The sequence below is a fragment of the Pseudomonas sp. Leaf48 genome, from assembly GCF_001421885.1.
Lineage (GTDB): Bacteria > Pseudomonadota > Gammaproteobacteria > Pseudomonadales > Pseudomonadaceae > Aquipseudomonas.
Genome location: NZ_LMLH01000028.1, coordinates 329,464 through 355,501 on the forward strand (window position 1 = coordinate 329,464; position 26,038 = coordinate 355,501).

General features: G+C 59.4%; 20 protein-coding genes and 1 pseudogene. 16 read left to right on the plus strand and 5 right to left on the minus strand.

Translation table 11 applies throughout. The features are described from left to right. Nucleotides 1–112 precede the first annotated feature (112 nt). Together thiI and typA are read left to right on the plus strand one after the other, a co-directional pair. Entirely contained in the window at nt 113–1,567 is a 1,455-nt protein-coding gene (gene thiI, locus ASE98_RS17425; protein WP_060542573.1) for a tRNA uracil 4-sulfurtransferase ThiI, read from the plus strand. 139 nt (nt 1,568–1,706) lie between these two features. Continuing rightward, nucleotides 1,707–3,527 carry a translational GTPase TypA gene (gene typA / locus ASE98_RS17430; RefSeq protein ID WP_060542574.1) on the plus strand — a complete coding sequence of 607 codons (1,821 nt, stop codon included), beginning with the start codon at nt 1,707–1,709 and terminating at the stop codon, nt 3,525–3,527. A gap of 618 nt (nt 3,528–4,145) precedes the next feature. On the opposite strand, the gene ASE98_RS17435 is transcribed toward typA, so the two are convergent. Continuing rightward, complete coding sequence (locus ASE98_RS17435) at nt 4,146–4,583, minus strand: YkgJ family cysteine cluster protein (protein ID WP_060542575.1); 438 nt, start codon at nt 4,581–4,583, stop codon at nt 4,146–4,148. 249 nt (nt 4,584–4,832) lie between these two features. On the opposite strand from ASE98_RS17435, the gene ASE98_RS17440 reads away from it, so the two are divergent. The 3 genes from ASE98_RS17440 to ASE98_RS17450 all read left to right on the plus strand — a co-directional run bounded on the left by ASE98_RS17440 (nt 4,833) and on the right by ASE98_RS17450 (nt 9,225). Further along, entirely contained in the window at nt 4,833–7,283 is a 2,451-nt protein-coding gene (locus ASE98_RS17440; RefSeq protein WP_060542576.1) for a glycogen/starch/alpha-glucan phosphorylase, read from the plus strand. Nucleotides 7,284–7,608: 325 nt separating this feature from the next. Continuing rightward, nucleotides 7,609–8,619 carry a class 1 fructose-bisphosphatase gene (locus ASE98_RS17445; RefSeq protein WP_060542577.1) on the plus strand — a complete coding sequence of 337 codons (1,011 nt, stop codon included), beginning with the start codon at nt 7,609–7,611 and terminating at the stop codon, nt 8,617–8,619. 3 nt (nt 8,620–8,622) lie between these two features. Further along, nucleotides 8,623–9,225, plus strand: a complete 603-nt coding sequence (locus ASE98_RS17450; protein ID WP_060542578.1) for a DUF924 family protein — start codon at nt 8,623–8,625, stop codon at nt 9,223–9,225. A gap of 759 nt (nt 9,226–9,984) precedes the next feature. Here the strand turns inward: ASE98_RS17450 and ASE98_RS27800 are convergent. The 3 genes and pseudogenes from ASE98_RS27800 to ASE98_RS26660 all read right to left on the minus strand — a co-directional run bounded on the left by ASE98_RS27800 (nt 9,985) and on the right by ASE98_RS26660 (nt 12,130). Beyond that, nucleotides 9,985–10,749, minus strand: coding sequence for a methyl-accepting chemotaxis protein (locus ASE98_RS27800; protein ID WP_412071740.1), 765 nt, complete (start codon nt 10,747–10,749; stop codon nt 9,985–9,987). A 90-nt stretch (nt 10,750–10,839) separates the two neighbouring features. Next, nucleotides 10,840–11,877 (minus strand): annotated as a pseudogene (locus tag ASE98_RS27805) (HAMP domain-containing protein); the annotation flags it as partial. Nucleotides 11,878–11,977: 100 nt separating this feature from the next. Continuing rightward, the gene (locus tag ASE98_RS26660) at nt 11,978–12,130 is read right to left on the minus strand and encodes a hypothetical protein (RefSeq protein WP_156465520.1); all 153 of its coding nucleotides are present in this window, start codon (nt 12,128–12,130) and stop codon (nt 11,978–11,980) included. 29 nt (nt 12,131–12,159) lie between these two features. Here ASE98_RS26660 and ASE98_RS17460 point away from each other — a divergent pair, with 29 nt between their 5' ends. Together ASE98_RS17460 and ASE98_RS17465 are read left to right on the plus strand one after the other, a co-directional pair. Beyond that, nucleotides 12,160–12,414, plus strand: a complete 255-nt coding sequence (locus tag ASE98_RS17460) for a hypothetical protein (RefSeq protein WP_060542580.1) — start codon at nt 12,160–12,162, stop codon at nt 12,412–12,414. A gap of 31 nt (nt 12,415–12,445) precedes the next feature. Beyond that, nucleotides 12,446–13,015: a lipocalin family protein gene (locus ASE98_RS17465; protein ID WP_060542581.1), complete on the plus strand. Its 570-nt coding sequence runs from the start codon at nt 12,446–12,448 to the stop codon at nt 13,013–13,015. A 123-nt stretch (nt 13,016–13,138) separates the two neighbouring features. On the opposite strand, the gene ASE98_RS17470 is transcribed toward ASE98_RS17465, so the two are convergent. After that, a complete protein-coding gene (locus ASE98_RS17470; RefSeq protein ID WP_060542582.1) occupies nt 13,139–14,503 on the minus strand; it encodes a formimidoylglutamate deiminase in 1,365 nt (454 codons plus the stop codon). A 146-nt stretch (nt 14,504–14,649) separates the two neighbouring features. Here ASE98_RS17470 and hutC point away from each other — a divergent pair, with 146 nt between their 5' ends. The 9 genes from hutC to hutI all read left to right on the plus strand — a co-directional run bounded on the left by hutC (nt 14,650) and on the right by hutI (nt 26,032). Next, the gene (hutC, locus tag ASE98_RS17475) at nt 14,650–15,360 is read left to right on the plus strand and encodes a histidine utilization repressor (RefSeq protein WP_177336984.1); all 711 of its coding nucleotides are present in this window, start codon (nt 14,650–14,652) and stop codon (nt 15,358–15,360) included. Further along, a complete protein-coding gene (locus ASE98_RS17480) occupies nt 15,357–15,926 on the plus strand; it encodes a HutD/Ves family protein (RefSeq protein WP_060542584.1) in 570 nt (189 codons plus the stop codon). Before hutC ends, ASE98_RS17480 begins: the two co-directional genes overlap by 4 nt. Nucleotides 15,927–16,460: 534 nt before the next feature. Beyond that, nucleotides 16,461–18,128 carry a urocanate hydratase gene (gene hutU / locus ASE98_RS17485; protein WP_156465531.1) on the plus strand — a complete coding sequence of 556 codons (1,668 nt, stop codon included), beginning with the start codon at nt 16,461–16,463 and terminating at the stop codon, nt 18,126–18,128. Nucleotides 18,129–18,455: 327 nt separating this feature from the next. Beyond that, nucleotides 18,456–19,424, plus strand: a complete 969-nt coding sequence (locus ASE98_RS17490; protein WP_060542586.1) for an ABC transporter substrate-binding protein — start codon at nt 18,456–18,458, stop codon at nt 19,422–19,424. Between the two features lie 70 nt (nt 19,425–19,494). Then, nucleotides 19,495–20,346, plus strand: a complete 852-nt coding sequence (locus ASE98_RS17495; protein WP_008018927.1) for an ABC transporter permease — start codon at nt 19,495–19,497, stop codon at nt 20,344–20,346. Then, complete coding sequence (locus tag ASE98_RS17500) at nt 20,343–21,173, plus strand: quaternary amine ABC transporter ATP-binding protein (RefSeq protein ID WP_060542587.1); 831 nt, start codon at nt 20,343–20,345, stop codon at nt 21,171–21,173. The genes ASE98_RS17495 and ASE98_RS17500 overlap by 4 nt, the downstream gene beginning before the upstream one ends. A 134-nt stretch (nt 21,174–21,307) precedes the next feature. Next, complete coding sequence (locus ASE98_RS17505) at nt 21,308–22,831, plus strand: HAL/PAL/TAL family ammonia-lyase (RefSeq protein ID WP_060542588.1); 1,524 nt, start codon at nt 21,308–21,310, stop codon at nt 22,829–22,831. A gap of 130 nt (nt 22,832–22,961) precedes the next feature. Next, nucleotides 22,962–24,494, plus strand: a complete 1,533-nt coding sequence (hutH, locus tag ASE98_RS17510; RefSeq protein WP_060542589.1) for a histidine ammonia-lyase — start codon at nt 22,962–22,964, stop codon at nt 24,492–24,494. Nucleotides 24,495–24,826: 332 nt separating this feature from the next. Then, nucleotides 24,827–26,032: an imidazolonepropionase gene (gene hutI, locus ASE98_RS17515; RefSeq protein WP_060542590.1), complete on the plus strand. Its 1,206-nt coding sequence runs from the start codon at nt 24,827–24,829 to the stop codon at nt 26,030–26,032. Nucleotides 26,033–26,038: the final 6 nt, after the last annotated feature.

Genomic DNA, 26,038 nt, shown 5'->3' on the forward strand with positions numbered 1-26,038 from the left:
GACCTGTTTTGGTGCATGCAAAACCTTCTGCACATTAACTGGTTAAACCTTGAGCAATTTCCGCTATAATCCGCGCCCCCCTTTTTCGGCAGGCCCTGCGCGCGCTGTTTCCATGAAATTAATCGTAAAAGTCTTCCCCGAGATCACCATCAAGAGCCGCCCGGTACGGATGCGTTTCATCCGTCAGTTGGCCAAGAACATCCGTGCTGTGCTCCGCGATCTGGACCCGGCTGTGGTGGTGAACGGTGTGTGGGACAACCTCGAGCTGGAAACCCGCGTCAGCGATCCCAAGGCCCTGAAAGAGATGGGCGAACGCCTGAGCTGCATGCCGGGCATCGCGCATTTCCTGCAGATCGACGAGTACCCGCTGGGTGACTTCGATGACATCGTCGAGAAGTGCAAGCAGCACTACGGCGATGCACTGGCCGGGAAGATTTTCTCGGTGCGTTGCAAACGCGCCGGCAAGCACCCATTTAGCTCCATAGACATCGAGAAATACGTCGGCAGCCAGTTGCGCCGCCAGTGCGGTGCCGCCGGAATCGACCTGAAAAAGCCCGAAATCGAAGTCCGCATTGAAGTTCGCGACCAACGGTTGTTCGTGATCCACAGCCAGCACACCGGCATCGGCGGTTATCCGCTGGGAGCCCTGGAACAGACGCTCGTTCTGATGTCCGGCGGCTTCGACTCCACTGTGGCGGCCTACCAGATCATGCGTCGCGGCCTGATGGCGCATTTCTGCTTCTTCAATCTGGGCGGACGTGCCCACGAACTGGGCGTCATGGAAGTCGCGCATTTCATCTGGAAGAAGTACGGCAGCTCCCAACGCGTGCTATTTGTCAGTGTGCCGTTCGAGGAAGTGCTGGGCGAAATTCTCGGCAAAGTCGATAACAGTCATATGGGCGTAGTATTGAAGCGTATGATGTTGCGCGCTTCCTCCCAAATTGCCGATCGACTGCACATTGAGGCGTTGGTGACCGGTGAGGCGATCTCCCAGGTTTCGAGCCAGACATTGCCGAACCTGAACGTGATCGACTGCGTGACCGAGAAACTGGTCTTGCGTCCGCTCATCGCCAGCCACAAGCAGGACATCATCGACCTGGCCAACGAGATCGGCACTGCTGATTTCGCCCGGCACATGCCGGAATACTGCGGCGTCATCTCGGTCAATCCGAAGACCGCAGCCAAGCGCCATCGCGTCGAGCATGAAGAGAAAGAATTCGATATGGCGGTACTCGAGCGTGCGCTCGAAAACGCCAAACTGGTACCGATCGATCGGGTGATCGACGAATTGGGCCAGGATGTTCAAATTGAAGAAGTCAGCGAAGCGCTGGCCGGTCAGATCGTCATCGATATCCGTCACCCGGATGCCGCTGAAGACGACCCGCTGGACCTTGCTGGCATCGAGGTACAAACGATGCCGTTTTATGCACTGAACGCTCGTTTCAAGGAACTGGACCCTACTCGCCAGTACCTGCTTTATTGCGACAAAGGCGTGATGAGTCGCCTGCATGCCCACCATTTGCTCAGTGAGGGGCATGCCAATGTGCGCGTTTATCGACCGAGCTAAGTGCCCGGGGCTGTTTGCCTGTGGCTTGCGTCACCGGCCCCCCGACGCCGCCGTCAAGCTGTAACGGCAAGGCCTGACTCTACTGTAAATCGCTGCCAAGACTTGTCAGCACACCGAATCCTCTGATCGAGATACACAAGTGATCGAAAATCTACGCAACATCGCCATCATTGCTCACGTTGACCATGGTAAAACCACCCTGGTAGACAAACTCCTGCGTCAATCCGGCACTCTGGAGCGCAACGAGCTCAACGACGAGCGCGTGATGGACTCCAACGACCAGGAAAAAGAGCGCGGTATTACCATTCTGGCGAAAAACACCGCCATCAACTGGAACGGCTACCACATCAACATCGTGGACACCCCGGGCCACGCCGACTTCGGCGGCGAAGTTGAACGCGTTATGTCGATGGTTGACTCCGTTCTGCTGCTGGTTGACGCTCAAGACGGCCCTATGCCGCAAACCCGTTTCGTGACCAAGAAGGCTTTCGAAGCCGGCCTGCGTCCGATCGTGTGCATCAACAAGGTTGACCGTCCAGGCGCGCGTCCGGACTGGGTTCTGGACCAGATCTTCGACCTGTTCGACAACCTGGGTGCCACCGAAGAACAGCTGGACTTCAAAGTCGTCTACGCCTCGGCCCTGAACGGTATTGCCGGTCTGGACCACACCGAAATGGCTGAAGACATGACCCCGCTGTACCAGTCGATCGTCGACAACGTACCGGCGCCGGCTGTTGACCGTGACGGTCCGTTCCAGATGCAGATCTCCGCACTGGACTACAACAGCTTCCTGGGTGTTATCGGTGTTGGCCGTATCGCTCGTGGTCGCGTCAAGCCGAACACCCCGGTTGTCGCTATCGGCGCCGACGGCAAGAAGCGTAACGGTCGTATCCTGAAGCTGATGGGTCACCACGGTCTGCACCGTGTAGACGTTGAAGAGGCTGCTGCAGGCGACATCGTGTGCATCAGCGGTATGGACTCGCTGTTCATCTCCGACACCCTGTGCCACCCGGACACCGTTGAAGCGATGAAGCCGTTGACCGTCGACGAGCCAACCGTTTCCATGACCTTCCAGGTAAACGACTCGCCATTCTGCGGTAAAGAAGGCAAGTTCGTGACTTCCCGTAACATCAAGGAACGTCTGGACAAAGAGCTGCTGTACAACGTTGCACTGCGCGTTGAAGAAGGCGACTCGGCTGACAAGTTCAAGGTTTCCGGCCGTGGCGAACTGCACCTCTCGGTACTGATCGAAACCATGCGTCGCGAAGGCTTCGAAATGGCTGTAGGCCGTCCGGAAGTGATCATCCGTCTGGTAGACGGCGTGAAGCACGAACCGTTCGAAAACGTCACCATCGACCTGCCGGAAGAATCCCAGGGCAAGGTGATGGAAGAGATGGGCCTGCGTAAAGGCGACCTGACCAACATGGTGCCGGATGGCAAAGGCCGTGTACGTCTGGAATACAACATCCCTGCTCGTGGTCTGATCGGTTTCCGTAACCAGTTCCTGACCCTGACCAACGGTGCTGGCATCCTGACTTCGATCTTCGATCGTTACGACACCATGAAGTCCGGCGACATGTCCGGCCGTCAGAACGGCGTTCTGGTTTCGGTTGAAACCGGCAAGGCACTGACCTACTCCCTGGAAACCCTGCAGGCGCGTGGCAAGCTGTTCGTAGAACACGGTCAGGAAATCTACAACGGTCAGATCGTTGGTCTGAACAGCCGTGACAACGACCTGGGCGTTAACCCTACCAAGGGCAAGAAGCTCGACAACATGCGTGCTTCGGGTAAAGACGAAACCATCGCTCTGGTTCCACCTGTTCGCTTCACCCTGGAACAGGCTCTGGAATTCATCCAGGACGACGAGCTGTGTGAAGTAACTCCTAAGTCCATCCGTCTTCGCAAGAAGATCCTGGACGAAAGCGAGCGTACCCGCGCAGCCAAGAAAGCCAAGGCTTGATGTTTTAGCCTGAGCTGAAATGAAAACGCCCCCGGTCGAGAGACCGGGGGCGTTTTTGTTTGTCTGGGGGAAATGTTGTGAGGCGTTTTCCCCTCACCCTGGCCCTCTCCCCCTGGGAGAGGGGACTGATCGCGGGATGCTGCAGAAATTTATCGACCTGAAAGAGCTCTGCCGAATCCATAACCGAATCGCGTTATCAGGTCGATGGGTAGCGCAGGCATCTCAAAAGGGCTTCTGAATCCACAATCGGCTCGTATTGTCAGGTCGATGGGTAGCGCAGGCATCTCAAAAGGGCTTCTGAATCCACAATCGACTCGTATTGTCAGGTCGATAGGTAGCGCAGGCATTTCAAAAGGGCTTCAGAATCCACAATCGACTCGTATTGTCAGGTCGATGGATAGCGCAGGCATCTCAAAAGGGCTTCTGAATCCACAATCGGCTCGTATTCTCAGGTCGATGGATAGCGCAGGCATCTCAAAAGGGCTTCTGAATCCACAATCGGCTCGTATTGTCAGGTCGATGGATAGCTCAAGACACCTAGGTCGGCTCCCTCTCCCTCTGGGAGAGGGCTGGGGTGAGGGTGCAGGTCTGAAGCCCGCCGCTCATATCCGGCCTTACTCAGAACCGCTCGATACTCCGCGAATTCCGCTCACGCTCCACTTCCTTGGGCTTGTACGCGCAATACCCCGGCCGCGGGCCGATTTTCGGATGGTTGCGGCAGGTGTCGGGACGCTTGTCATAAATGGTGCACAGGCGGCTCTTACGATCCAGGTAGTAGCAATCGTTGTTGCTCATGCGCTGGAGGGTGAAAATTCCGGATTTCTGGTTGAATCGCTCAACCAGCCCTTCCTTTTGCAGGCGCTTGGCAATGTTCTTCGGCGGGTCGCCCAGTTCGAACTCGTCGACCACGCCGATGCGCACCAGATCCTTGATCTTGACCTCGACCGGCAGCGTGCAGCAGCTGGACACACAAGAGCCGCACATCGGGGCCGAATATTTGGCCCACGTATCGAGACGGTCGATCTCGGCGGCGGCAATCAGGTTGGGCTTCATCATCGGGAATTACCAGGCGTGTGTGCATCAGGGCGCGCGATGATACCGGGACTGGTGGATTTTTGAACAACCTTTCGCCAGATTTTTTCACATTCAGGTTCAGCGACTGAAAAAACGGCACGAGCCCTGCATTCTTTCAGGCTCACGCCAAGCCTGAAATCGCACACACGGGAAATACTGCCGAACCGGAGCCTCTACCGCCTGTCAGACCGTCTAGGCTCAGACAACCCAAGCTCGCTCGAGGTCTTATCGATGACTCAAGAACCACTTGTTCGCGAAGCAGAGGTGGCCGCATTCCGCGACGCCGTCTTGACCAAACTGACCTACGCGGTAGGCAAAGACCCGGATCACGCCTTCGATCACGACTGGTTCGAGGCCATTGCCCTGGCTGCGCGCGACCACATGGTCGAGCACTGGATGGACCACACGCGGCAAATCTACCGTAAAGGTCAGAAGCGCGTTTATTACCTTTCCCTGGAATTTCTCATCGGCCGGCTGCTCTACGACAGCCTGAGCAACCTCGGCCTGCTCGATGTTGCCCGTGAGGCCCTGACCGAGCTTGGCGTCGACCTGGAGCGCATCCGCCTGCTGGAGCCTGATGCAGCCCTGGGCAACGGTGGCCTCGGCCGGCTGGCGGCGTGTTTCATGGAAAGCATGTCGACCCTCGGCATCGCCGGCCATGGCTATGGCATCCGTTATGAACATGGCTTGTTCCGGCAAGCCATCGTCGACGGCTGGCAGCAGGAGCAGACCGAGCACTGGCTGGATTTCGGCAACCCCTGGGAGTTCGAGCGGGCGGAAGTGGTTTACCCCATCGGTTTTGGCGGCAGCGTACAAACCCTGACCGACGACGCTGGCAAAGCCCGACAAATCTGGTCCCCGGCGGAAACCGTGCGGGCGATTGCCTACGACACCCCGGTGGTCGGCTGGCGCGGAGCGAGCGTCAACACCCTGCGCCTGTGGCGGGCCCGGGCCATGGAAGATCTGCACCTGGAACGCTTCAACGCCGGCGACCACCTGGGCGCCGTGGCCGAGGTGGCCCGGGCGGAAAGTATTTCCAGGGTGCTTTACCCGGCGGACAGTACCGAGGCCGGGCAGGAGCTGCGGCTGCGCCAGGAATACTTCTTCGTGGCCGCGTCTCTGCAGGACCTGCTGCGTCGCCATCGCAACATGCACACCTCGGTGTTGACCCTGGGCGACCATGCGGCGATCCAGCTCAACGACACGCACCCCTCGATTGCCGTGGCCGAATTGATGCGGCAACTGGTCGACGTCTACGACGTGGCCTGGGACGCAGCGTGGCAGATCACCGTCGATACGCTGTCCTACACCAACCACACACTGTTGCCCGAGGCGCTGGAAACCTGGCCGGTCGGCCTGATGGAGCGCATGCTGCCGCGGCACATGCAGATCATTTATCTGATCAACGCCCAGCACATCGACTCGCTGCGGGCCAAGGGCATCCATGACTTCGACGTACTGCGCGCGGTCTCGCTGATCGAGGAAGACAATGGCCGTCGAGTGCGCATGGGCAACCTCGCGTTTCTCGGCTCTCACAGTGTCAACGGCGTATCGGGGCTGCACACGCAGTTGATGCGCAAAACGGTGTTCTCCGAGCTGCACAAGCTCTATCCGGAGCGGATCAACAACAAGACCAACGGCATCACTTTCCGTCGCTGGCTGTATCAGGCCAACCCCGAGCTGACCTCGATGCTGGTTTACGCTCTTGGTCCGGACTTGCTGGATAACCCTGAGGAGCGCTTGCTCGCCCTTGAGCCATTCGCCGAGAAAAGTGCGTTCCGCAAGTCGTTCGCCGAACAACGGCTGCACAGTAAAAAAGCCCTGGCGTATCTGATTCATGAGCGGCTGGGTGTTGCGGTCAACCCGGCAGCGATGTTCGACGTACAGGTCAAACGGATCCACGAATACAAACGTCAACTACTCAACCTGATGCACACCGTGGCGCTCTACCAGGCGATTCGTGCCGAGCCGGAAATCGACTGGGTGCCCCGGGTGAAAATCTTCGCCGGCAAGGCGGCGGCCAGTTATCACCAGGCCAAGCTGATCATCAAGCTGACCAATGACATTGCCCGGGTGGTCAACAACGATCCAACCGTGCGCGGTTTGCTCAAGGTGGTATTTCTGCCCAATTACAACGTCAGCCTGGCGGAGAGCATCATTCCGGCGGCGGATTTGTCCGAGCAGATTTCCACCGCCGGTTTCGAAGCCTCGGGCACCAGTAACATGAAATTCGGCCTGAACGGCGCGCTGACCATCGGTACCCTGGACGGTGCCAACGTGGAAATGTGCGATCGCATCGGTGACGAGCACATGTTCATCTTCGGTCTCAGCGCCCAGCAGGTGGAAGCGCGCAAACAGAACCATGAGTTCAGTGCAGTGCCGGACATCGCCGCGTCCCATCGTCTCAACGATGTGCTGCAAGCAATACGCGGCGGGGTGTTCTCGCCGGATGATCCGTCCCGTTACGCCGGGCTGATCGATTCGCTGGTGGATTATGACCGCTTCCTGGTTTGCGCCGATTTTGACTCCTACTGGAATGCACAAATGCGCGTCGAGGCCCATTGGCACGACTCGAAAGAGTGGTGGCGCTCTGCTGTATTGAACACGGCGCGGATGGGCTGGTTCTCCTCCGACCGGACCATTCGTGAGTACGCGACGGATATCTGGAAGGCGCTGGAATAAATTCCCTCAGCACTGATCCTTGTATCTGTAGGAGCGAGCATGCTCGCGATGGTCGTTAACGATAACGCGTGTTGCCTGATGGCCCGCGTTGCCTTGGCGTCCATCGCGAGCATGCTCGCTCCTGCAGGGGGTAGGGGCAGGGCATTCTGTCGCCAGATTTGCCGAAATGGCTGCTGCTTGGCCCCTCACATTCGGGCCATTTCCAACTACGCTCACCCCGGCGCATGAACTCTCTTTAGCGGATTACGTCTGATGGGAGGAAATGCGCCCCGACTCGCGTTAAACTGCGCGGGTTTTTAGCCCCCCCATTCCTCCGGAGCCTTCCATGTCCCGCGTTACCTTGAGTCGCTATTTGATTGAGCAGACCCGTAGCAACAACACTCCTGCCGATCTGCGCTTCCTGATCGAAGTGGTGGCGCGTGCCTGCAAGGAGATCAACCACGCCGTGTCCAAAGGCGCCCTCGGCGGCGTTCTGGGCAGCATGGGCACTGAAAACGTCCAGGGCGAAGTGCAGAAGAAGCTCGACGTGATCTCCAACGAGATCCTGCTCGAAGCCAACGAATGGGGCGGTCACCTGGCCGGCATGGCGTCCGAAGAAATGGACAACGCCTACCAGATCCCGGGCAAGTACCCGAAAGGTGCGTACCTGCTGGTATTCGACCCGCTGGACGGCTCGTCGAACATCGACATCAACGCCCCGGTCGGCACGATCTTCTCGGTGCTGCGTTGCCCGAACGAATACCTGAGCCAGAACGAACCTTTGAATGAAAAGGCCTTCCTTCAGCCTGGTACCCAGCAAGTGGCCGCCGGTTACGCGATCTACGGTCCACAGACCATGCTGATCCTGACCTTGGGCGACGGCGTGAAAGGCTTCACCCTGGATCGTGAAATGGGCAGTTTCGTACTGACCCACGAAAACATCACCATTCCTGAATCGACCCAGGAATTCGCCATCAACATGTCCAACCAGCGCCACTGGGAAGCCCCGGTACAACGCTACGTCAGCGAACTGCTGGCAGGCGAAGAAGGCCCGCTGAAAAAGAACTACAACATGCGTTGGGTTGCTGCGATGGTCGCCGATGTGCACCGCATCCTGACCCGTGGCGGTCTGTTCATGTACCCACGTGACAGCCGCGAGCCGTCCAAGCCGGGCAAACTGCGCCTGATGTACGAAGCCAACCCGATGTCGTTCCTGGTTGAGCAAGCGGGTGGCGCGTCCACCGACGGTCACCAGCGCATCCTCGACATCCAGCCTGACGGCCTGCACCAGCGTGTAGCGGTGTTCCTCGGCTCGAAGGAAGAAGTTGCACGCGCCACGGCTTACCATAAGGAATAATCCATGAACGCCCCTTGGCAGCCGTTGCTTGATTGGTGGTTCGGGAGTTCCGGGTCAGCGAGCGAAGTGGCGGCGCAGAAGGGCAAGTTGTGGTTTGGCAAGCGCGACAGCCAGGACCTCGAAGCGCGAGAGCGTTTCGGGGGCCAGGTCGAGCAGGCACTGGCCGGCGGATTGACCGAGTGGATGCAACGTCCCGAAGGTTGGCTGGCTCTGGTGCTGTTGCTCGATCAAATCCCGCGCATGATCTTCCGTGATACTCCCAAAGCCTTTGCAGGTGATCTGCGGGCGCAAAAGCTGGTGGCCCAGGGCATTGCTGCGGATTTCGACCGACAGTTGCAGCCAATTGAGCGGGTGTTCATCTACCTGGTGTTCGAGCACAGCGAGAACCTCGCGGTGCAGAACGAAGGTGTCTCCCGGTACATCGATCTGGTCGCGCAGCAGCCCGGGGCTGATCAGGCCCTGTTTGCCGATTACCTGGACTTTGCCGAGCGGCATCAGAAAGTGATCGCGCAGTTTGGACGGTTTCCCCATCGCAATGCGGTGTTGGGGCGCGAATCTACGGCTGAGGAATTGGCGTTTCTTTCGCAGCCTGGGTCGCGCTTCTAAAGCTACCCCTCACCCTAGCCCTCTCCCAGGGGGAGAGGGGACTGACCGAGGTGTTTAGTCTGAATACATCGACCTGAAACTCTTCAGTCGAACTCAGGATTCGAAAGCATCGAAGATCGGCTCCCTTTTCCCTCTCTCCATTGGGGGACAGGGGACTGACCGAGGTGTTTAGTCTGGAAACATCGACCTGAAACTCGTCAGTCGAACTCAGGATTTGAAAGCAAGATCGGAAGAGCGTCGNCGGCTCCCTTTTCCCTCTCTCCATTGGGGGACAGGGGACTGACCGAGGTGTTTAGTCTGGAAACATCGACCTGAAACTCGTCAGTCGAACTCAGGATTCGAAAGCATCGAAGATCGGCTCCCTTTTCCCTCTCTCCATTGGGGGACAGGGGACTGACCGAGGTGTTTAGTCTGGAAACATCGACCTGAAACTCGTCAGTCGAACTCAGGATTNCGGCTCCCTTTTCCCTCTCTCCATTGGGGGACAGGGGACTGACCGAGGTGTTTAGTCTGGAAACATCGACCTGAAACTCGTCAGTCGAACTCAGGATTTGAAAGCATCGAAGATCGGCTCCCTTTCCCTTCTCCCCATTGGGGGACAGGAGGCTGACCTAGGTGTTTAGTCTGGATACATCGACGCGAAACTCGTCAGTCGAACTCAGGATTCGAAAGCATCGAAGATCGGCTCCCTTTCACCCTCTCCCCCTTGGGGGAGAGGGTTGGGGTGAGGGGGTAGCTCTTGATCCTGGCTCTTGATCTTCAGATCCGGAAACTACCCACCAACTGCTTCAATCGCGCCGCCTGCTGCTCAAGATCGGCGCACGCTCGCAGGGTAGCCTGCAGGTTCTCCACGCCTTCCTGATTCAGCGTATTGATCTCGGTAATGTCGACATTGATCGACTCCACCACAGCCGTCTGCTCCTCAGTGGCGGTCGCCACCGACTGGTTCATGCCGTCGATCTCACCGATGCGCTGGGTCACGCTGCCCAGTCGTTCTCCAGCCTGGTTGGCGATACCTACGCTGCTTTCGCTCTGCCGTTGGCTGTCGGTCATGATGCCCACCGCCGCCCGGGCACCGACCTGCAGCTCTTCGATCATTGTCTGTACTTGTTGCGCTGAATCCTGGGTGCGATGGGCGAGATTGCGCACTTCATCGGCCACTACCGCAAAACCACGTCCAGCTTCACCGGCGCGGGCCGCTTCGATCGCCGCGTTCAGTGCCAGCAGGTTGGTCTGCTGGGAGATGCTGGTGATCACTTCCAGAATCTGCCCGATGTTGACCGTGTTGCTGTTGAGCGTCTCGATGTTGCCGCACGAGTCGCTGATCTTCGCCGAGAGCTGCTGCATCGCCGCGATGGTTTTATCCACAACCTGCTGGCCATCTTCGGCCAGGGAGCGGGCGTCGCTCGAATGCTGGGAGGCGAGGGCGGCGTTCTGGGCGATTTCCTGCGCGGCGGCGCCAAGCTGATTGATCGCAGCGGCGACACTGCTGGTGCGCGAGGCTTGCTGGTCAGAGTTGAACATCGACGAGTTCGAAGCCGCCACCACGCGCAACGCCACTTCGTTGACCTGGCCGGTGGCGGACGAAACTTCGATGATCGAGGCGTGGATGCGTTCGACGAAACGGTTGAACGACAGCCCCAGCGCGCCAAACTCGTCATGACCGTGAATGGTCAGGCGTTTGGTCAGGTCACCATCGCCTTCGGCGATGTCATGCATGGCTCGGCCCATGGTCAGCAGCGGCTGCATCAGCAGGCTGATCAAGATACCCAGCAGGACGATGATGATCACCACGGCGATGACCATGGCGATGATCGCCGAGGTACGGAATTCGCTGAGCATCGAGAAGGCGGTGTCCTGGTCGAGCACCAGGCCGACGAACCAGTCCGCCGACGGCACGCCGTTGACGTGTGTAAAGGTGATGAGCTGGCGCTTGCCGTCGATCTCCACTTCTTGCATGCCCGGGCGGACTTTTGGTGTGTCGCCCGGGTAGGCCTCGCTCAGGCTTTTGAGCACCAGTTTGCTGTCCGGGTGGATCAGGATCTTTCCGTCGGCACTGACGATGAACGCATGGCCGTGCCCACCGAAGTTCAGCGAGTTGATGGTCGCGCTGACGCTGGACAGGTCGATGTCGGCACCGGCGACGCCGATCATCTGGCCCTGGTGTTGCACCGGGGTTGCCACGGTGATGACCAGTTTGCCGGAAGAGGCAGCGATGTAAGGCTCGGTGACGATGGTTTGTCGGGCGCCATTGGCGGCCTTGTACCAGCCGCGGGCGCGCGGGTCGTAATCCGCCGCGCGGTTGCCCGCCGGGACCGAGAACATCACGCCGTCGGCACCACCGAAATAACTGAGCTGGAAATTGGCGGTGTAGGCGGGCAGGTCGATGATGCGTTTCAGGCTGGCAGCGGCATTGCCGTCGGCGCTGACCTGTTGCGCCATCGATTGCAGCAACTGCATGCGGCTTTCCAGCCAGGTCTGGATGTTGCTGGTGGTCAGGCTGCCGAGTTCCTGCATCGAAGCTTCGGTACTGCTGCGCAGGGTCTGGCGCTGGCGATAGTCGTTGAACAGGATGAAACAAGCGAATGCGACGGCCACCACGAGGGCGGCAGCCAGCAAGATCTTGTGGCTGAATTTCATGTTTCGGGTCATTGGGTGCGCTACCGCAGAAGGGCTGGTCAACAAAAAAGGGGGGCAAGGGCCACGGGCGTGGTTTTGCGTTGCATTTATGTCGACTGGGCAGCGCCAAAGATTAGGCCGTTTCAATTAAAACCGGCGAAATATCCCAAAGGGCGGGAAAGTCGCTGATATTTCGGCAAAAGGCAGACGAGTGGACCAATAAATAGCCTGCCGGGCAGGGAACCAGATGGGGGTTTTCACTTCTAAGCTTCAGCTTGGCAGCCATGCCAATATCCTCGTACCCGGAGTTACACCATGTCGCTGCGATCCATCGCCCTGCTTTCGTTCTGCGTGCTGCTGGCTGCATGCAGCAAGGTCAATCAGGAAAATTACTCGAAGCTCTCGGCCGGTATGGCCAAGACAGAAGTCGAGACCCTGCTGGGCAAACCCACCGATTGTTCAGGCGCGCTCGGCATGTCCAGCTGTACCTGGGGCGACCAGAAAAGCTTTATCAGTGTGCAGTTCGCCGGTGACAAAGTGCTGATGTTTTCCGGCCAAGGCCTGAAGTAAACCGGGGCTACGTGCCCACGGGAGAAGAATAATGAAGCGGTTATTGATCATCCTTTTTGCCAGCCTGGTGTTGGCTGGCTGTGCCACGTCTGGCCAGGATCCGTTGGCGCCCAAGACTGCCAACAGCGTCAACCTCAAGCGCTATCAGGGCACCTGGTACGAATTGGCCCGTCTGCCGATGTTCTTCCAGAACGAGTGCGCACAATCGGAGGCCCATTACACGCTCTTGCCTGACGGCAAAGTAGCGGTGCTGAACCGTTGCCTGACAGCGCAGTGGCAATGGAAAGAGGTCAAGGGCACGGCTTATCCACAGGTGCCAGGCAAGACCGACAAATTGTGGGTCGAGTTCGATACCTGGTTCTCCAGGCTGATACCGGGCGTGGCGAAAGGTGAGTACTGGGTGTTGTACGTCAGCGACGACTACAAGACGGCCATTGTCGGTGACCCGAGTCGCAAGTATCTGTGGCTGTTGTCACGCACACCGAAGGTCAATGGCGTTGTTCGCGAGGAGCTGCTGAGCAAGGCGCGTCAGCAAGGGTACGACACGACCCGGTTGATCTGGCGTACGTCTGACACGCAGATGGCCGAGACCTCAAACTGATAAACCTCGCCACATAACCAATGTGGGAGCGGGCTTGCTCGCGAAGGCGGTTTAACATTCAACGAAGATGTTGAGTGTTACGACCCCTTCGCGAGCAAGCCCGCTCCCACTTTTTGTTTCTTGTCAGCCCAGTAGTTCGCGCAGGACCTGGGTGAAAGCGCGATTGCTTTCTTCCTCAGCCGCATGGCGCCCGTCTCGCACCACCCACTGGCCGTTGACCAGCACATCGCGCACCTGACGATCGCCTCCGGCAAACAGCCAGCGATTGAGAATCCCGTCACCATCTGCCGTCGCCAGGTACGGGTCGTTACCGTCGAGCACCAGCCAGTCGGCGCGTTTACCAACCTCCAAAGCACCAATCGGCTGGCCCAGTGCCTGCGCTCCGCCATCCAGCGCGGCGTCGAACAAGGTACGGCCGACCATCGGCTGATCCGCGCCATACAAACGGTTACGACGCTGGTCACGCAGACGCTGGCCATATTCCAGCCAGCGCAACTCTTCCACCACGCTCAACGACACATGGCTGTCGGAACCGATGCCCATGCGCCCGCCTTGGGCCAGGAAATCCACCGCCGGGAAAATTCCGTCGCCGAGATTGGCTTCGGTGGTCAGGCACAGGCCGGCGATGGCGCGACTCCTGGCCATCAGCGTGACTTCTTCCGGGTTGGCGTGGGTGGCGTGGACCAGGCACCAGCGCTGGTCGACTTCGGTATTTTCGTACAGCCACTGCAGCGGGCGACGACCGCTCCAGGTCAGGCAATCGTCGACTTCTTTCTGCTGTTCGGCGATATGAATATGCACCGGGCACTGCTTGTCGCTGGCCGCCAGTACTTCGCTGATCTGCTGCGGAGTCACCGCGCGCAACGAGTGGAAACACAAACCCAGGGACTGCGCCGGTTGCTGCGCCAGCAGCGGCTGCAATCGCGATTGCAGTTTGAGATAGTTTTCGGTGCTGTTGATGAAGCGGCGCTGGCCTTCGTTCGGCGTCTGGCCACCGAACCCGGAATGGCTGTAGAGCACCGGCAACAGGGTCAGGCCGATCCCGGCGGAGCTGGCTGCCTGGCTGATGCGCAGGGCCAGCTCGGCCGGATCGGCATAAGGCTGGCCATTGGTGTCGTGGTGTACGTAATGAAATTCCGCGACCGAGGTGTAACCGGCCTTGAGCATTTCGATATACAGCTGACGGGCGATCACACCGAGTTGCTCCGGGCTGATCTTTCCGACGAGGCGATACATCAAGTCGCGCCAGGTCCAGAAACTGTCGTTCGGATTACCCGCCACTTCCGCCAGCCCGGCCATGGCGCGCTGGAAGGCGTGAGAGTGCAGATTCGGCATGCCCGGCAGCAGCGGACCGCTCAGCCGTTCGGCGCCATCTGCATGTGAATCGGCCTGGATATGGGTCAGGACGCCATCGGCGCTGACCTCAAGACGTACATTGTTGGCCCATCCACTAGGCAGCAGCGCGCGTTCGGCAAAGAAGGCGGACATGGTTCGGCACCCCATCGTGTGTTATTTGTATATACATATACAGACGTTTGCCTGCCCGGTAAACTCCGGCAAGCTAGCAATCTTCCAACAAATAACAGGGATCAACCGTGCCGACTCCGCCTCCAGTCTCTCCGTTGGCCGCGAACATGGGCGACAGTCCGGCGCCCTTGTACGCCCGCGTCAAACAAATGATCACCCAGCAAATCGACAGTGGAAACTGGCCGCCGCATTACCGCGTGCCGTCGGAAAGCGAGCTGGTCAGCCAGTTGGGTTTCAGCCGCATGACCATCAACCGTGCCCTGCGCGAGATGACCGCCGATGGTCTGTTAGTGCGCATGCAGGGCGTCGGTACGTTCGTCGCCGAGCCCAAAAGCCAGTCAGCGCTGTTTGAAGTACACAACATCGCCGACGAAATCGCTTCCCGTGGGCATCGCCACACCTGTCAGGTCATCACGCTTGAAGAAGAGGCCGCCGGTTCCGAACGTGCGCTGGCCCTGGACATGCGTGAAGGCCAGAAGGTGTTTCACTCGCTGATCGTGCATTTCGAAAACGATATTCCGGTGCAAATCGAAGATCGCTTCGTCAATGCGCTCGTAGCGCCGGACTACCTCAAGCAGGACTTCACCCTGCAAACGCCATATGCCTATCTGAACCAGGTCGCGCCGCTGACCGAAGGCGAGCACGTGGTCGAGGCGATCCTGGCCGAGTCGTCCGAATGCAAATTGCTGCAGATTGAAAAAGGCGAGCCGTGCCTGCTGATCCGTCGTCGCACATGGTCCGGCCGACAGCCGGTGACCGCCGCTCGTCTTATCCACCCTGGTTCCCGTCATCGTCTTGAAGGTCGGTTCCACAAATGAGCGAATTGAAAGTTTTACGCGCCAAGGATTACCCGCGCATGCCATGGAAAAACGGCGGCGGCAGCACCGAAGAAATCACCCGCGATGCCGGCACCGGCCTGGATGGTTTCGGCTGGCGCTTGTCGATTGCCGATATCGGTGAATCGGGCGGGTTTTCCATGTTTGCCGGTTACGAGCGGATCATCACCGTGTTGCAGGGCGACGGCATGACCCTGTCGGTGGATGGTCGGAACACTCGAGCACTGTTACCACTGGATCCGTTTGCCTTCAGTGGCGAAAGCCACGTGTCCTGCACATTACTGGGTAGTCCGATTCGCGACTTCAACCTGATTTATGCGCCGCAGCGTTATGCCGCGCGGTTGCAGTGGTTGAAGGGGGAGCAGCGGTTCTTCAGTTCGGCGGGCACCGTGTTGGTGTTCAGCATCAGCGATGCGCTGGAAGTGGTGGTCGGTAACGGCGCTTCGAAACTGGGTCGGCATGATTGTCTGCAACTGGTCGGTAACAATGGGTTGGTCGAGATCGGCGTCAACGCTGACTGCTGTGTGATTGAGCTGGCTGCACACTGATCCAGCTGCTAGCGAAATTTCATTGTGGTGAGGGGGCTTGCCCCCGTTGGGTCGCGGAGCGGCCCCAAAGCCTGCGGCCGAATCTTTTCGGATGCACCGCACAAGTCGGTTTGCGACTGCTTCGCAGTCGAACGGGGGCAAGCCCCCTCACCACAAAAGCATTCACATTTCTTGTTTCAAAACCCGCACTACTTTGTTACCGAACGCCCCAGCGTGGCGCAAAACCACGTTCAAGTAACAACCAACATCGCTTGCAGAATATTCCCCAGAAAAAATTCATCTTCGCCAGAACCCCTGTTTCAGGCGCTCTCCAGCTGTTTCAGAATTTTTCTCCACTGCGCATCCAGCAAGTTGGCCGCTCGATTGCATATGCTTGTATGTACAAGTAAAGACGTATGCGTATGAGTCGACCGAGACTCCCCGCAACGTCCACTGATTCGCTTGTGGCGCTTTGACGCGCGCAGGCTGGCTTACCCACCGCCAGGGTTGGTTTGGATTGATCGCTGAGGAGTTTCTTTCGTGACTGACAACAAGATGACCAAGTTTCGTGACGTCGAAGTCCGCGCTGCCCGCGGTAACAAGTTGACCGCCAAAAGCTGGCTGACCGAAGCGCCGTTGCGCATGCTGATGAACAACCTCGACCCGGAAGTCGCCGAGAACCCTAAGGAGCTGGTGGTTTACGGTGGCATCGGTCGTGCGGCACGTAACTGGGAATGCTATGACAAGATCGTTGAAAGCCTGACCAACCTGAACGATGACGAGACCCTGCTGGTGCAATCCGGCAAGCCGGTCGGCGTGTTCAAGACTCACAGCAACGCACCGCGCGTATTGATCGCCAACTCCAACCTGGTGCCGCACTGGGCGAGCTGGGAGCACTTCAACGAACTCGATGCCAAAGGCCTGGCCATGTACGGCCAGATGACCGCCGGCAGCTGGATCTACATCGGCAGCCAGGGCATCGTCCAAGGCACCTACGAAACCTTCGTCGAAGCCGGTCGTCAGCACTACAACGATGACCTGAAAGGCAAATGGGTACTGACCGCTGGCCTGGGCGGCATGGGCGGTGCCCAGCCTCTGGCCGCAACCCTGGCCGGTGCGTGCTCGCTGAACATCGAATGCCAGCAGGTCAGCATCGATTTCCGCCTGAAAAGCCGTTACGTCGATGAACAAGCCACCGACCTCGACGACGCTCTGGCCCGCATTGCCAAATACACCGCCGAAGGTAAAGCGATTTCCATCGCCCTGCTGGGCAACGCGGCAGAAGTCCTGCCGGAACTGGTCAAGCGCGGCGTTCGCCCGGACATGGTCACTGACCAGACCAGCGCCCACGACCCGCTCAACGGCTACCTGCCGGCCGGCTGGACCTGGGATCAATACCGCGAACGCGCCAAGACTGAACCAGCCGCTGTAATCAAAGCCGCCAAGCAATCGATGGCCGTACACGTTAAAGCGATGCTCGACTTCCAGAAAATGGGCGTACCGACTTTCGACTACGGCAACAACATCCGTCAGATGGCGCAAGAAGAAGGCGTGGAAAACGCATTCGACTTCCCAGGCTTTGTACCGGCCTACATCCGTCCGCTGTTCTGCCGTGGTATCGGCCCGTTCCGCTGGGCTGCGCTGTCGGGCAACGCTGAAGACATCTACAAGACCGACGCCAAGGTCAAGGAACTGATCCCAGACGACGCGCACCTGCACAACTGGCTGGACATGGCCCGCGAGCGCATCAGCTTCCAGGGTCTGCCGGCACGTATCTGCTGGGTTGGCCTGGGTCTGCGCGCCAAGCTCGGCCTGGCGTTCAACGAAATGGTCCGCAGCGGTGAATTGTCCGCGCCCATCGTGATCGGCCGCGACCACCTGGACTCAGGTTCCGTATCGAGCCCGAACCGTGAAACCGAATCGATGCAGGATGGTTCCGACGCCGTGTCCGACTGGCCACTGCTCAACGCACTGCTCAACACCGCAAGCGGCGCGACCTGGGTTTCCCTGCACCACGGCGGCGGCGTCGGCATGGGCTTCTCCCAGCACTCGGGCATGGTGATTGTCTGCGACGGTACTGACGAAGCGGCCGAGCGTATCGCTCGCGTCCTGCACAACGACCCGGCGACCGGTGTCATGCGCCATGCCGACGCGGGCTACCAGATCGCGATTGACTGCGCCAAGGAACAAGGGCTGAACCTGCCGATGATTACCGGCAAATAAAACTAGCCTGTGGAAACTGCTTTGTGGGGGGGCGGGCTTGCTCGCGAATAGGCCGGTACATTCAACATCTGTACTGGCTGGCACGCCGCTTTCGCGAGCAAGCCCGCTCCCACAAAAAAAGCAGCGCCATGGAAAACGGTTTCACAACGAATTCCCGGTTGAGTCAAAGCGCAATCCTGGATCGTTTGTTCCTGCCGTCGAGCAGGACGCGATATCGAACAAAAGCTGAGTGTCGGTCGCGCCGCGGCGCAGGCCTGATTGGATGTGGACAGGGCTGGATGCCTCTTGACTGCCGTAAGCCAATTCATGATTAGGAGCGTCACAATAATGAAATCGAACAAGACCCTGCTGACCACGTTGCTTTCCATGGGCCTGCTGGCCAGCGCTGGCGCCACTCAGGCGGCGGGCTGGTGCGAGTCCGGCAAACCGGTGAAGTTTGCCGGCCTGAACTGGGAAAGCGCCATGTTGCTGACCGATGTGCTGCAAGTCGTGTTGGAGAAAGGCTACGACTGCAAGACCGACAGCCTGCCCGGCAACTCCATTACCATGGAAAACGCCCTGAGCAGTAACGATATCCAGGTGTTTGCCGAAGAGTGGGTCGGTCGCAGCGAGGTCTGGAACAAGGCCGAGAAGGCCGGCAAAGTCGTTGGTATCGGCGCTCCTATTGTCGGCGCCATCGAAGGCTGGTACGTACCGCGCTATGTGATCGAAGGCGACGCCAAGCGCAAGCTGGAAGCCAAGGCGCCGGACCTGAAGAACATTGCCGATCTGGGCAAATATGCGGCGGTATTCAAAGACGCCGAAGAGCCATCCAAGGGCCGTTTCTACAACTGCCCGGCCGGCTGGACCTGTGAGCTCGACAACAGCGAAATGCTGAAAAGCTATGGCCTGGAAAGCACCTACACCAACTTCCGTCCAGGCACCGGCCCGGCGCTGGATGCCGCGGTGCTGTCGAGCTACAAGCGTGGCGAGCCGATCCTGTTTTACTACTGGTCGCCAACGCCGCTGATGGGCCAGATCGACGTCGTGAAACTTGAAGAGAAACCAGGCGTGAACAAGGCCGTGGATATCAAGGTCGGTCTGTCCAAGACTTTCCACGACGAAGCGCCGGAGCTGGTGGCCGTGCTGGAAAAGGTCAACGTTCCAATCGAGCTGCTGAACGAGAACCTCGGTCGCATGGCCAAGGAGCGGATCGAATCACCAAAACTGGCCAAGATCTTTCTGAAGGAACATCCTGAAGTCTGGCACCAGTGGGTTAGTGAAGACGCAGCCAAGAAAATCGACGCGGCCTTGTAGGTCCGGCCTCTCCGACTGTCGTAACCGGCAGTCGGAGGCTTGATCGCAACCCCTTGATTGAGAGTCTCTTATGTTTCCCGAAAGCTTTACCTTTTCCATCGCCGACTGGGTCAACAGTTGGGTCGATTCGCTGGTCACCAACTACGGTGACGTGTTCCGGCACATCTCCGACACTCTGTTGTGGGCCATCGTCAATCTTGAAGGGTTGCTGCGCGCTGCGCCCTGGTGGCTGATGCTGGCCATCGTGGCGGGCGTGGCCTGGCACGCGACTCGTAAGGTGGTGACCACCGCCGTGATCGTCGGTCTGTTGTTCCTGGTCGGCGCGGTCGGCCTCTGGGACAAATTGATGCAAACCCTGGCGCTGATGATGGTGGCGACGATCATTTCGGTGTTGATCGGCATACCGCTGGGCATTCTCTCGGCCCGCAGCAATCGCCTGCGTTCGGTGCTGATGCCGTTGCTCGACATCATGCAGACCATGCCGAGTTTCGTGTACTTGATCCCGGTGCTGATGCTGTTCGGCCTGGGCAAGGTCCCGGCGATTTTCGCCACGGTGATCTACGCCGCGCCACCGTTGATCCGTCTGACCGATCTGGGCATTCGCCAGGTTGACGGCGAAGTGATGGAAGCGATCAACGCCTTCGGTGCCAACCGCTGGCAGCAATTGTTCGGTGTGCAACTGCCGCTGGCCCTGCCGAGCATCATGGCGGGCATCAACCAGACCACCATGATGGCCCTGTCGATGGTAGTGATTGCCTCGATGATCGGCGCCCGTGGCCTGGGTGAAGACGTGCTGGTGGGGATTCAGACCCTCAACGTCGGACGTGGCCTTGAAGCCGGTCTGGCGATCGTGATTCTGGCTGTGGTGATCGACCGCATTACACAGGCGTACGGTCGTGCACGGCATGAGGTGAGCAAATGAACAACGCAACCGTGAGCAAGATCGAAGTCAAAAACGTCTTCAAGATTTTCGGCAACCGCTCCAAGGATGCGCTGGCCATGATCGGCCAGGGCAAGACCAAGGACCAGGTATTGTCCGAAACCGGCTGCGTGGTCGGCGTGAACGACCTGTCGTTGAGCATCGGCAGCGGCGAGATCTTCGTGATCATGGGCCTGTCGGGTTCCGGCAAGTCCACACTGGTGCGTCACTTCAACCGCCTGATCGACCCGACCAGCGGTGCGATCCTGGTGGACGGCGTGGACATCCTGCAATACGACATGGACGCCCTGCGCGAATTTCGTCGGCGCAAGATCAGCATGGTATTCCAGAGCTTCGGCCTGTTGCCGCACAAGAGCGTGCTGGACAACGTTGCCTATGGCCTGAAGATCCGTGGCGAGAGCAAGGCCATGTGCAGCGAACGCGCGCTGCACTGGATCAACACCGTGGGCCTGAAGGGCTACGAAAACAAATACCCGCATCAGCTCTCCGGCGGCATGCGTCAACGTGTGGGCCTGGCCCGTGCTTTGGCGGCGGACACTGACATCATCCTGATGGACGAAGCGTTCAGCGCCCTTGATCCGCTGATTCGTGCGGAGATGCAGGACCAGTTGCTGGAGCTGCAAAAGACCCTGCACAAGACCATCGTGTTCATCACTCACGACCTCGACGAGGCCGTGCGCATCGGCAACCGCATTGCGATCCTCAAGGACGGGCGCCTGATCCAGGTCGGCACGCCGCGAGAGATCCTGCATTCGCCGGCGGATGAGTATGTCGACCGCTTTGTGCAGCGCCGGGCGGCGGTGGTTTAAGGGATGTTCGGTGGCTGTTCGGGCCCCTTCGCGAGCAAGCCCGCTCCCACATTTGGAATGCAATCCCCCTGTGGGAGCGGGCTTGCTCGCGAAGGCGGCGGTGAAGCTGCATCAATATTTGGATGAGGTTCAAAATGTCCCAGGCTGAAAAAATCGTTATCACCGAAGCGCAGGTCACTTGGCAGGACGTGGTCGCCGTTGCTCGTCATGGCGCACGGCTTGAGCTGTCGGCACCGATCTGGGCACGCATCGAAAACGCCCAAGCCATCGTCCAGCGCATCGTCACCAGCGGCGAGAATGCCTACGGCATCAACACCGGCCTGGGCGCGCTGTGCAACGTCTCGCTGCAGGACGAGCAACTCAGCCAGTTGTCGCGCAATACCTTGCTCAGTCATGCCTGCGGCGTCGGCGCGCCGCTGACCGACGAGCAGACCCGCTCAATCATCTGCGCCGCGATTATCAATTACAGCCACGGCAAGTCCGGCCTGCACCGGCAGGTAGTCGAAGGGCTGCTGGCGTTGCTCAACCATGGCATCACCCCACAAGTGCCATCTCAAGGCTCTGTCGGCTACCTGACTCACATGGCCCACATCGGTATTTCACTGTTGGGGGTCGGCAATGTCAGCTATCGCGGCCAGATCGTTTCCGCGCAGCAGGCTTTTGCGGAAGAGGGGCTGCAACCGGTCAAGCTTGGCGCCAAAGATGGCCTGTGCCTGGTCAACGGCACGCCGTGCATGACCGGCCTGAGCTGCCTGGCAATTGCCGACGCCACGCGCCTGCTGCACTGGGCTGATGTGATCGGCGCCATGAGCTTTGAAGCCCAGCGCGGGCAGATCAACGCGTTCGATGCCGAGATCATCGCGCTCAAGCCGCACCCGGGCATGCAGCAGGTCGGTATCAACCTGCGGGCATTGCTCGAAGGCAGCGAAGTCATCGCCCAGAGCAAAGGCATTCGCACCCAGGATGCCTTGAGTATTCGTTCTATTCCGCAAGTGCACGGCGCCGCCCGTGATCAGCTGGTTCATGCGACCAGGCAGATCGAAACCGAACTCAACGGCATCAGCGACAACCCGATGGTGCTGGGCACTCCAGACAACTATCGCGTGGTGTCCCAGGCCAACCCGCACGGCCAGTCCGTGGCGCTGGCGGCGGACCTGCTGGCCATCGCCATGGCGGAAATCGGCTCGATTGCCGAGCGTCGTCTGGACCGCCTGATCAACCCGCACGTCAGCGGATTGCCGGCGTTCCTGGTGGCCAACCCGGGCGTGAACTCCGGGATGATGATCGTGCAATACGTTGCCGCCTCGCTGTGTGCGCAAAACCGTCAGTTGGCGCAACCGGCGGTGCTCGACAATTACGTCACTTCGGGCCTGCAGGAAGATCACCTGAGCATGGGGACCAACGCTGCCTTGAAACTGCATCAGGCACTGGAAAACTGCACGCAGATCCTCGCTATCGAGTATCTGCTGGCGGCCCAGGCGTTCGAGTTTCTGAAAGAGCAGAGTTTTGGCGCTGGCACCGATGCCGCTTGGCGTCTGCTGCGCGAGCGTGTCCCGGCTTATGATCAGGACCGTTGGCTGGCACCGGACATTGCCGCCGCTGCCAGTGTTTTGAAAGACGCGAATTTGCTGCACAAAACCTTACCGAATCTGAACTGATTTCCATACAAAACCAGCGTGCCAAGGCGCCAGCCCCCTTAAAAAGGGGGAAGCGACGGACAACGGATATCTCCGGAGCGACTGGTAGGTCTCTTTACACAAGAGACGAAACTCATACAAGGAGCCAAAAATGACTGCGCTAAACCTAATTCCCGGCCAGTTGAGCCTTGCTCAGCTGCGTGACGTTTATCAGCAACCGGTGACACTGACCCTAGACAACAGCGCCTCGGCGCAGATCGAAGCCAGCGTTGCCTGCGTGGAGCAGATCCTCGCCGAGAACCGCACCGCCTATGGCATCAACACGGGTTTCGGCCTGCTGGCTTCGACCCGTATCGCCAGCGAAGACCTGGAAAACCTGCAGCGCTCGCTGGTGCTGTCCCACGCCGCCGGTGTCGGCCAGCCGATCAGCGATGACTTGGTGCGGCTGATCATGGTGCTCAAGGTCAACAGCCTCAGCCGTGGTTTCTCCGGTATCCGCCGGGTGGTGATCGACGCGCTGATCGCCCTGATCAACGCTGAGGTTTACCCGCACATTCCGCTCAAAGGCTCGGTCGGTGCATCCGGCGACCTGGCACCGTTGGCGCACATGTCGCTGGTGCTGCTGGGTGAAGGCAAGGCGCGTTACAAGGGTGAGTGGATGGAAGCGACCGAAGCGCTGAAAGTCGCCGGTCTGACCCCGCTGACCCTGGCTGCGAAGGAAGGCCTGGCGCTGCTTAACGGCACTCAGGTGTCCACCGCTTTCGCCCTGCGTGGCCTGTTCGAAGGCGAAGATCTGTTCGCCGGCGCCCTGGCCCTCGGTGGCCTGACCGTTGAAGCCGTGCTGGGCTCGCGCTCGCCGTTCGATGCGCGCATCCACGCCGCCCGTGGCCAGAAAGGCCAGATCGACGCCGCTGCCGCTTACCGCGATTTGCTCGGCGAGCGCAGTGAAGTTTCCGACTCCCACGAGAACTGCGAAAAGGTCCAGGACCCGTACTCTCTGCGCTGCCAGCCGCAAGTCATGGGCGCCTGCCTGACCCAGTTCCGTCAGGCGGCCGAAGTGCTGGCTGTCGAAGCCAACGCCGTATCGGACAATCCATTGGTGTTCGCCGCTGAAGGCGACGTGATCTCCGGCGGTAACTTCCACGCGGAACCGGTGGCCATGGCCGCCGACAACATGGCCCTGGCCATCGCTGAAATCGGCTCCCTGAGCGAACGCCGCATCTCGCTGATGATGGACAAGCACATGTCGCAACTGCCACCGTTCCTGGTCGCCAATGGCGGCGTGAACTCCGGCTTCATGATCGCCCAGGTGACCGCAGCGGCACTGGCCAGCGAAAACAAGGCGCTGTCCCATCCGCATTCGGTGGACAGTCTGCCGACTTCCGCCAACCAGGAAGACCACGTGTCCATGGCCCCGGCCGCCGGCAAGCGCCTGTGGGAAATGGCCGAGAACACCCGCGGGATTCTTGCTGTGGAATGGCTGGCGGCGGTTCAGGGACTGGATTTGCGTAATGGTCTGAAGACTTCGCCGGCGCTTGAGAAGGCTCGAGGGATTTTGCGTAAGGAAGTGCCGTTTTATGAAAAGGACCGGTTCTTTGCTCCGGACATTAATGCAGCCACTGAGTTGTTGGCTTCGCGCTGCCTGAACGAACTGGTGTCGGCGAAGTTGCTGCCGAGCCTGTAAGAACCAACCCCCTCACCCCAACCCTCCCGAAACGTCGGACCGCCCCCAGGGGGGAGAGGGGGAAAGGGAGCAGATCTTCAGGTTTTTCCAGGTTTGAGTTCGACTCGAGGTTTCAGGTGGATGCAAACCGGACAAGCAACACGGTCAGTTCCCACCCGCATGAGGAAAGGGTTTAGATCTTCGTGTTTTTCCAGGCCTGAGTTCGGCTCGAATTTTCAGGTCGCAGTACATCGAACATTCAACCTGGTCAGTCCCCTCTCCCTCCGGGAGAGGGTTAGGGTGAGGGGGCTCTTGAGGGCTCCCCGCCAAACGAATCCCAACGGAGGCCAACAGTGAAAACCCTCTGGCAACACTGCCACGTCGCAACCATGGCCCAAGGCGTCTACTCGATCATCGAGGATGCGGCCATCGTGACATCCGGTGCGCTTATCGAATGGGTCGGCCCACGCACCGAACTGCCGGCGGGCGAATACCCGGCGGTCAATGATTTGAATGGTGCCTGGGTGACCCCGGGCCTGATCGATTGCCATACCCACACGGTCTTCGGCGGCAACCGCAGCGGCGAATTCGAACAGCGTCTGCAAGGCGTCAGCTACGCGCAAATCGCGGCGGCCGGCGGCGGCATTGCCAGCACCGTGCGTGCCACCCGCGCAGCCAGCGAAGACGAACTGTTCATCAGCGCGGCCAAACGCCTGAAAAGCCTGATGCGCGATGGCGTCACCAGCATCGAGATCAAATCCGGCTACGGCCTGGACCTCGCCAACGAACGCAAGATGCTGCGCGTGGCGCGTCGCCTCGGCGCCGAACTGCCGGTCAGCGTGCGCAGCACCTGCCTTGCGGCGCATGCCTTGCCACCGGAATACGCCGATCGCGCCGACGATTATATCGATCACATCTGCGCGGAAATGCTGCCGGCCCTGGCTGCAGAAGGGCTGGTAGATGCGGTGGACGCGTTCTGTGAATACCTGGCGTTTTCGCCGGCCCAGGTCGAGCGCGTATTCGTCACTGCGCAAAAACTCGGACTGCCCGTGAAACTGCATGCCGAGCAACTTTCGTCACTGCACGGCTCTACTTTGGCGGCGCGTTACCACGCCCTGTCCGCCGATCATCTGGAGTTCATGACCGAAGAGGACGCCATTGCCATGGCCGAGTCCGGTACGGTGGCCGTACTGCTGCCGGGCGCGTTCTACTTCCTGCGCGAAACCCAGTTGCCGCCAATGGACGCCTTGCGTAAACACGGGGTAAAAATCGCCATCGCCAGCGACCTCAACCCGGGCACCTCGCCGGGCCTGTCGCTGCGCCTGATGCTGAACATGGCCTGCACCTGTTTCCGCATGACCCCGGAAGAAGCCCTGGCCGGCGCCACGATCCATGCCGCGACGGCGTTGGGCATGGCCGCTACCCACGGCTCGCTGGAAGCCGGCAAGGTCGCTGATTTCGTCGCCTGGCAAATCGATCGCCCGGCCGATCTGTCGTACTGGCTGGGCGGCGACCTGGAAAAACGCGTCGTGCGTCACGGCGTCGAGACAAGCCTGTAGGAGAGC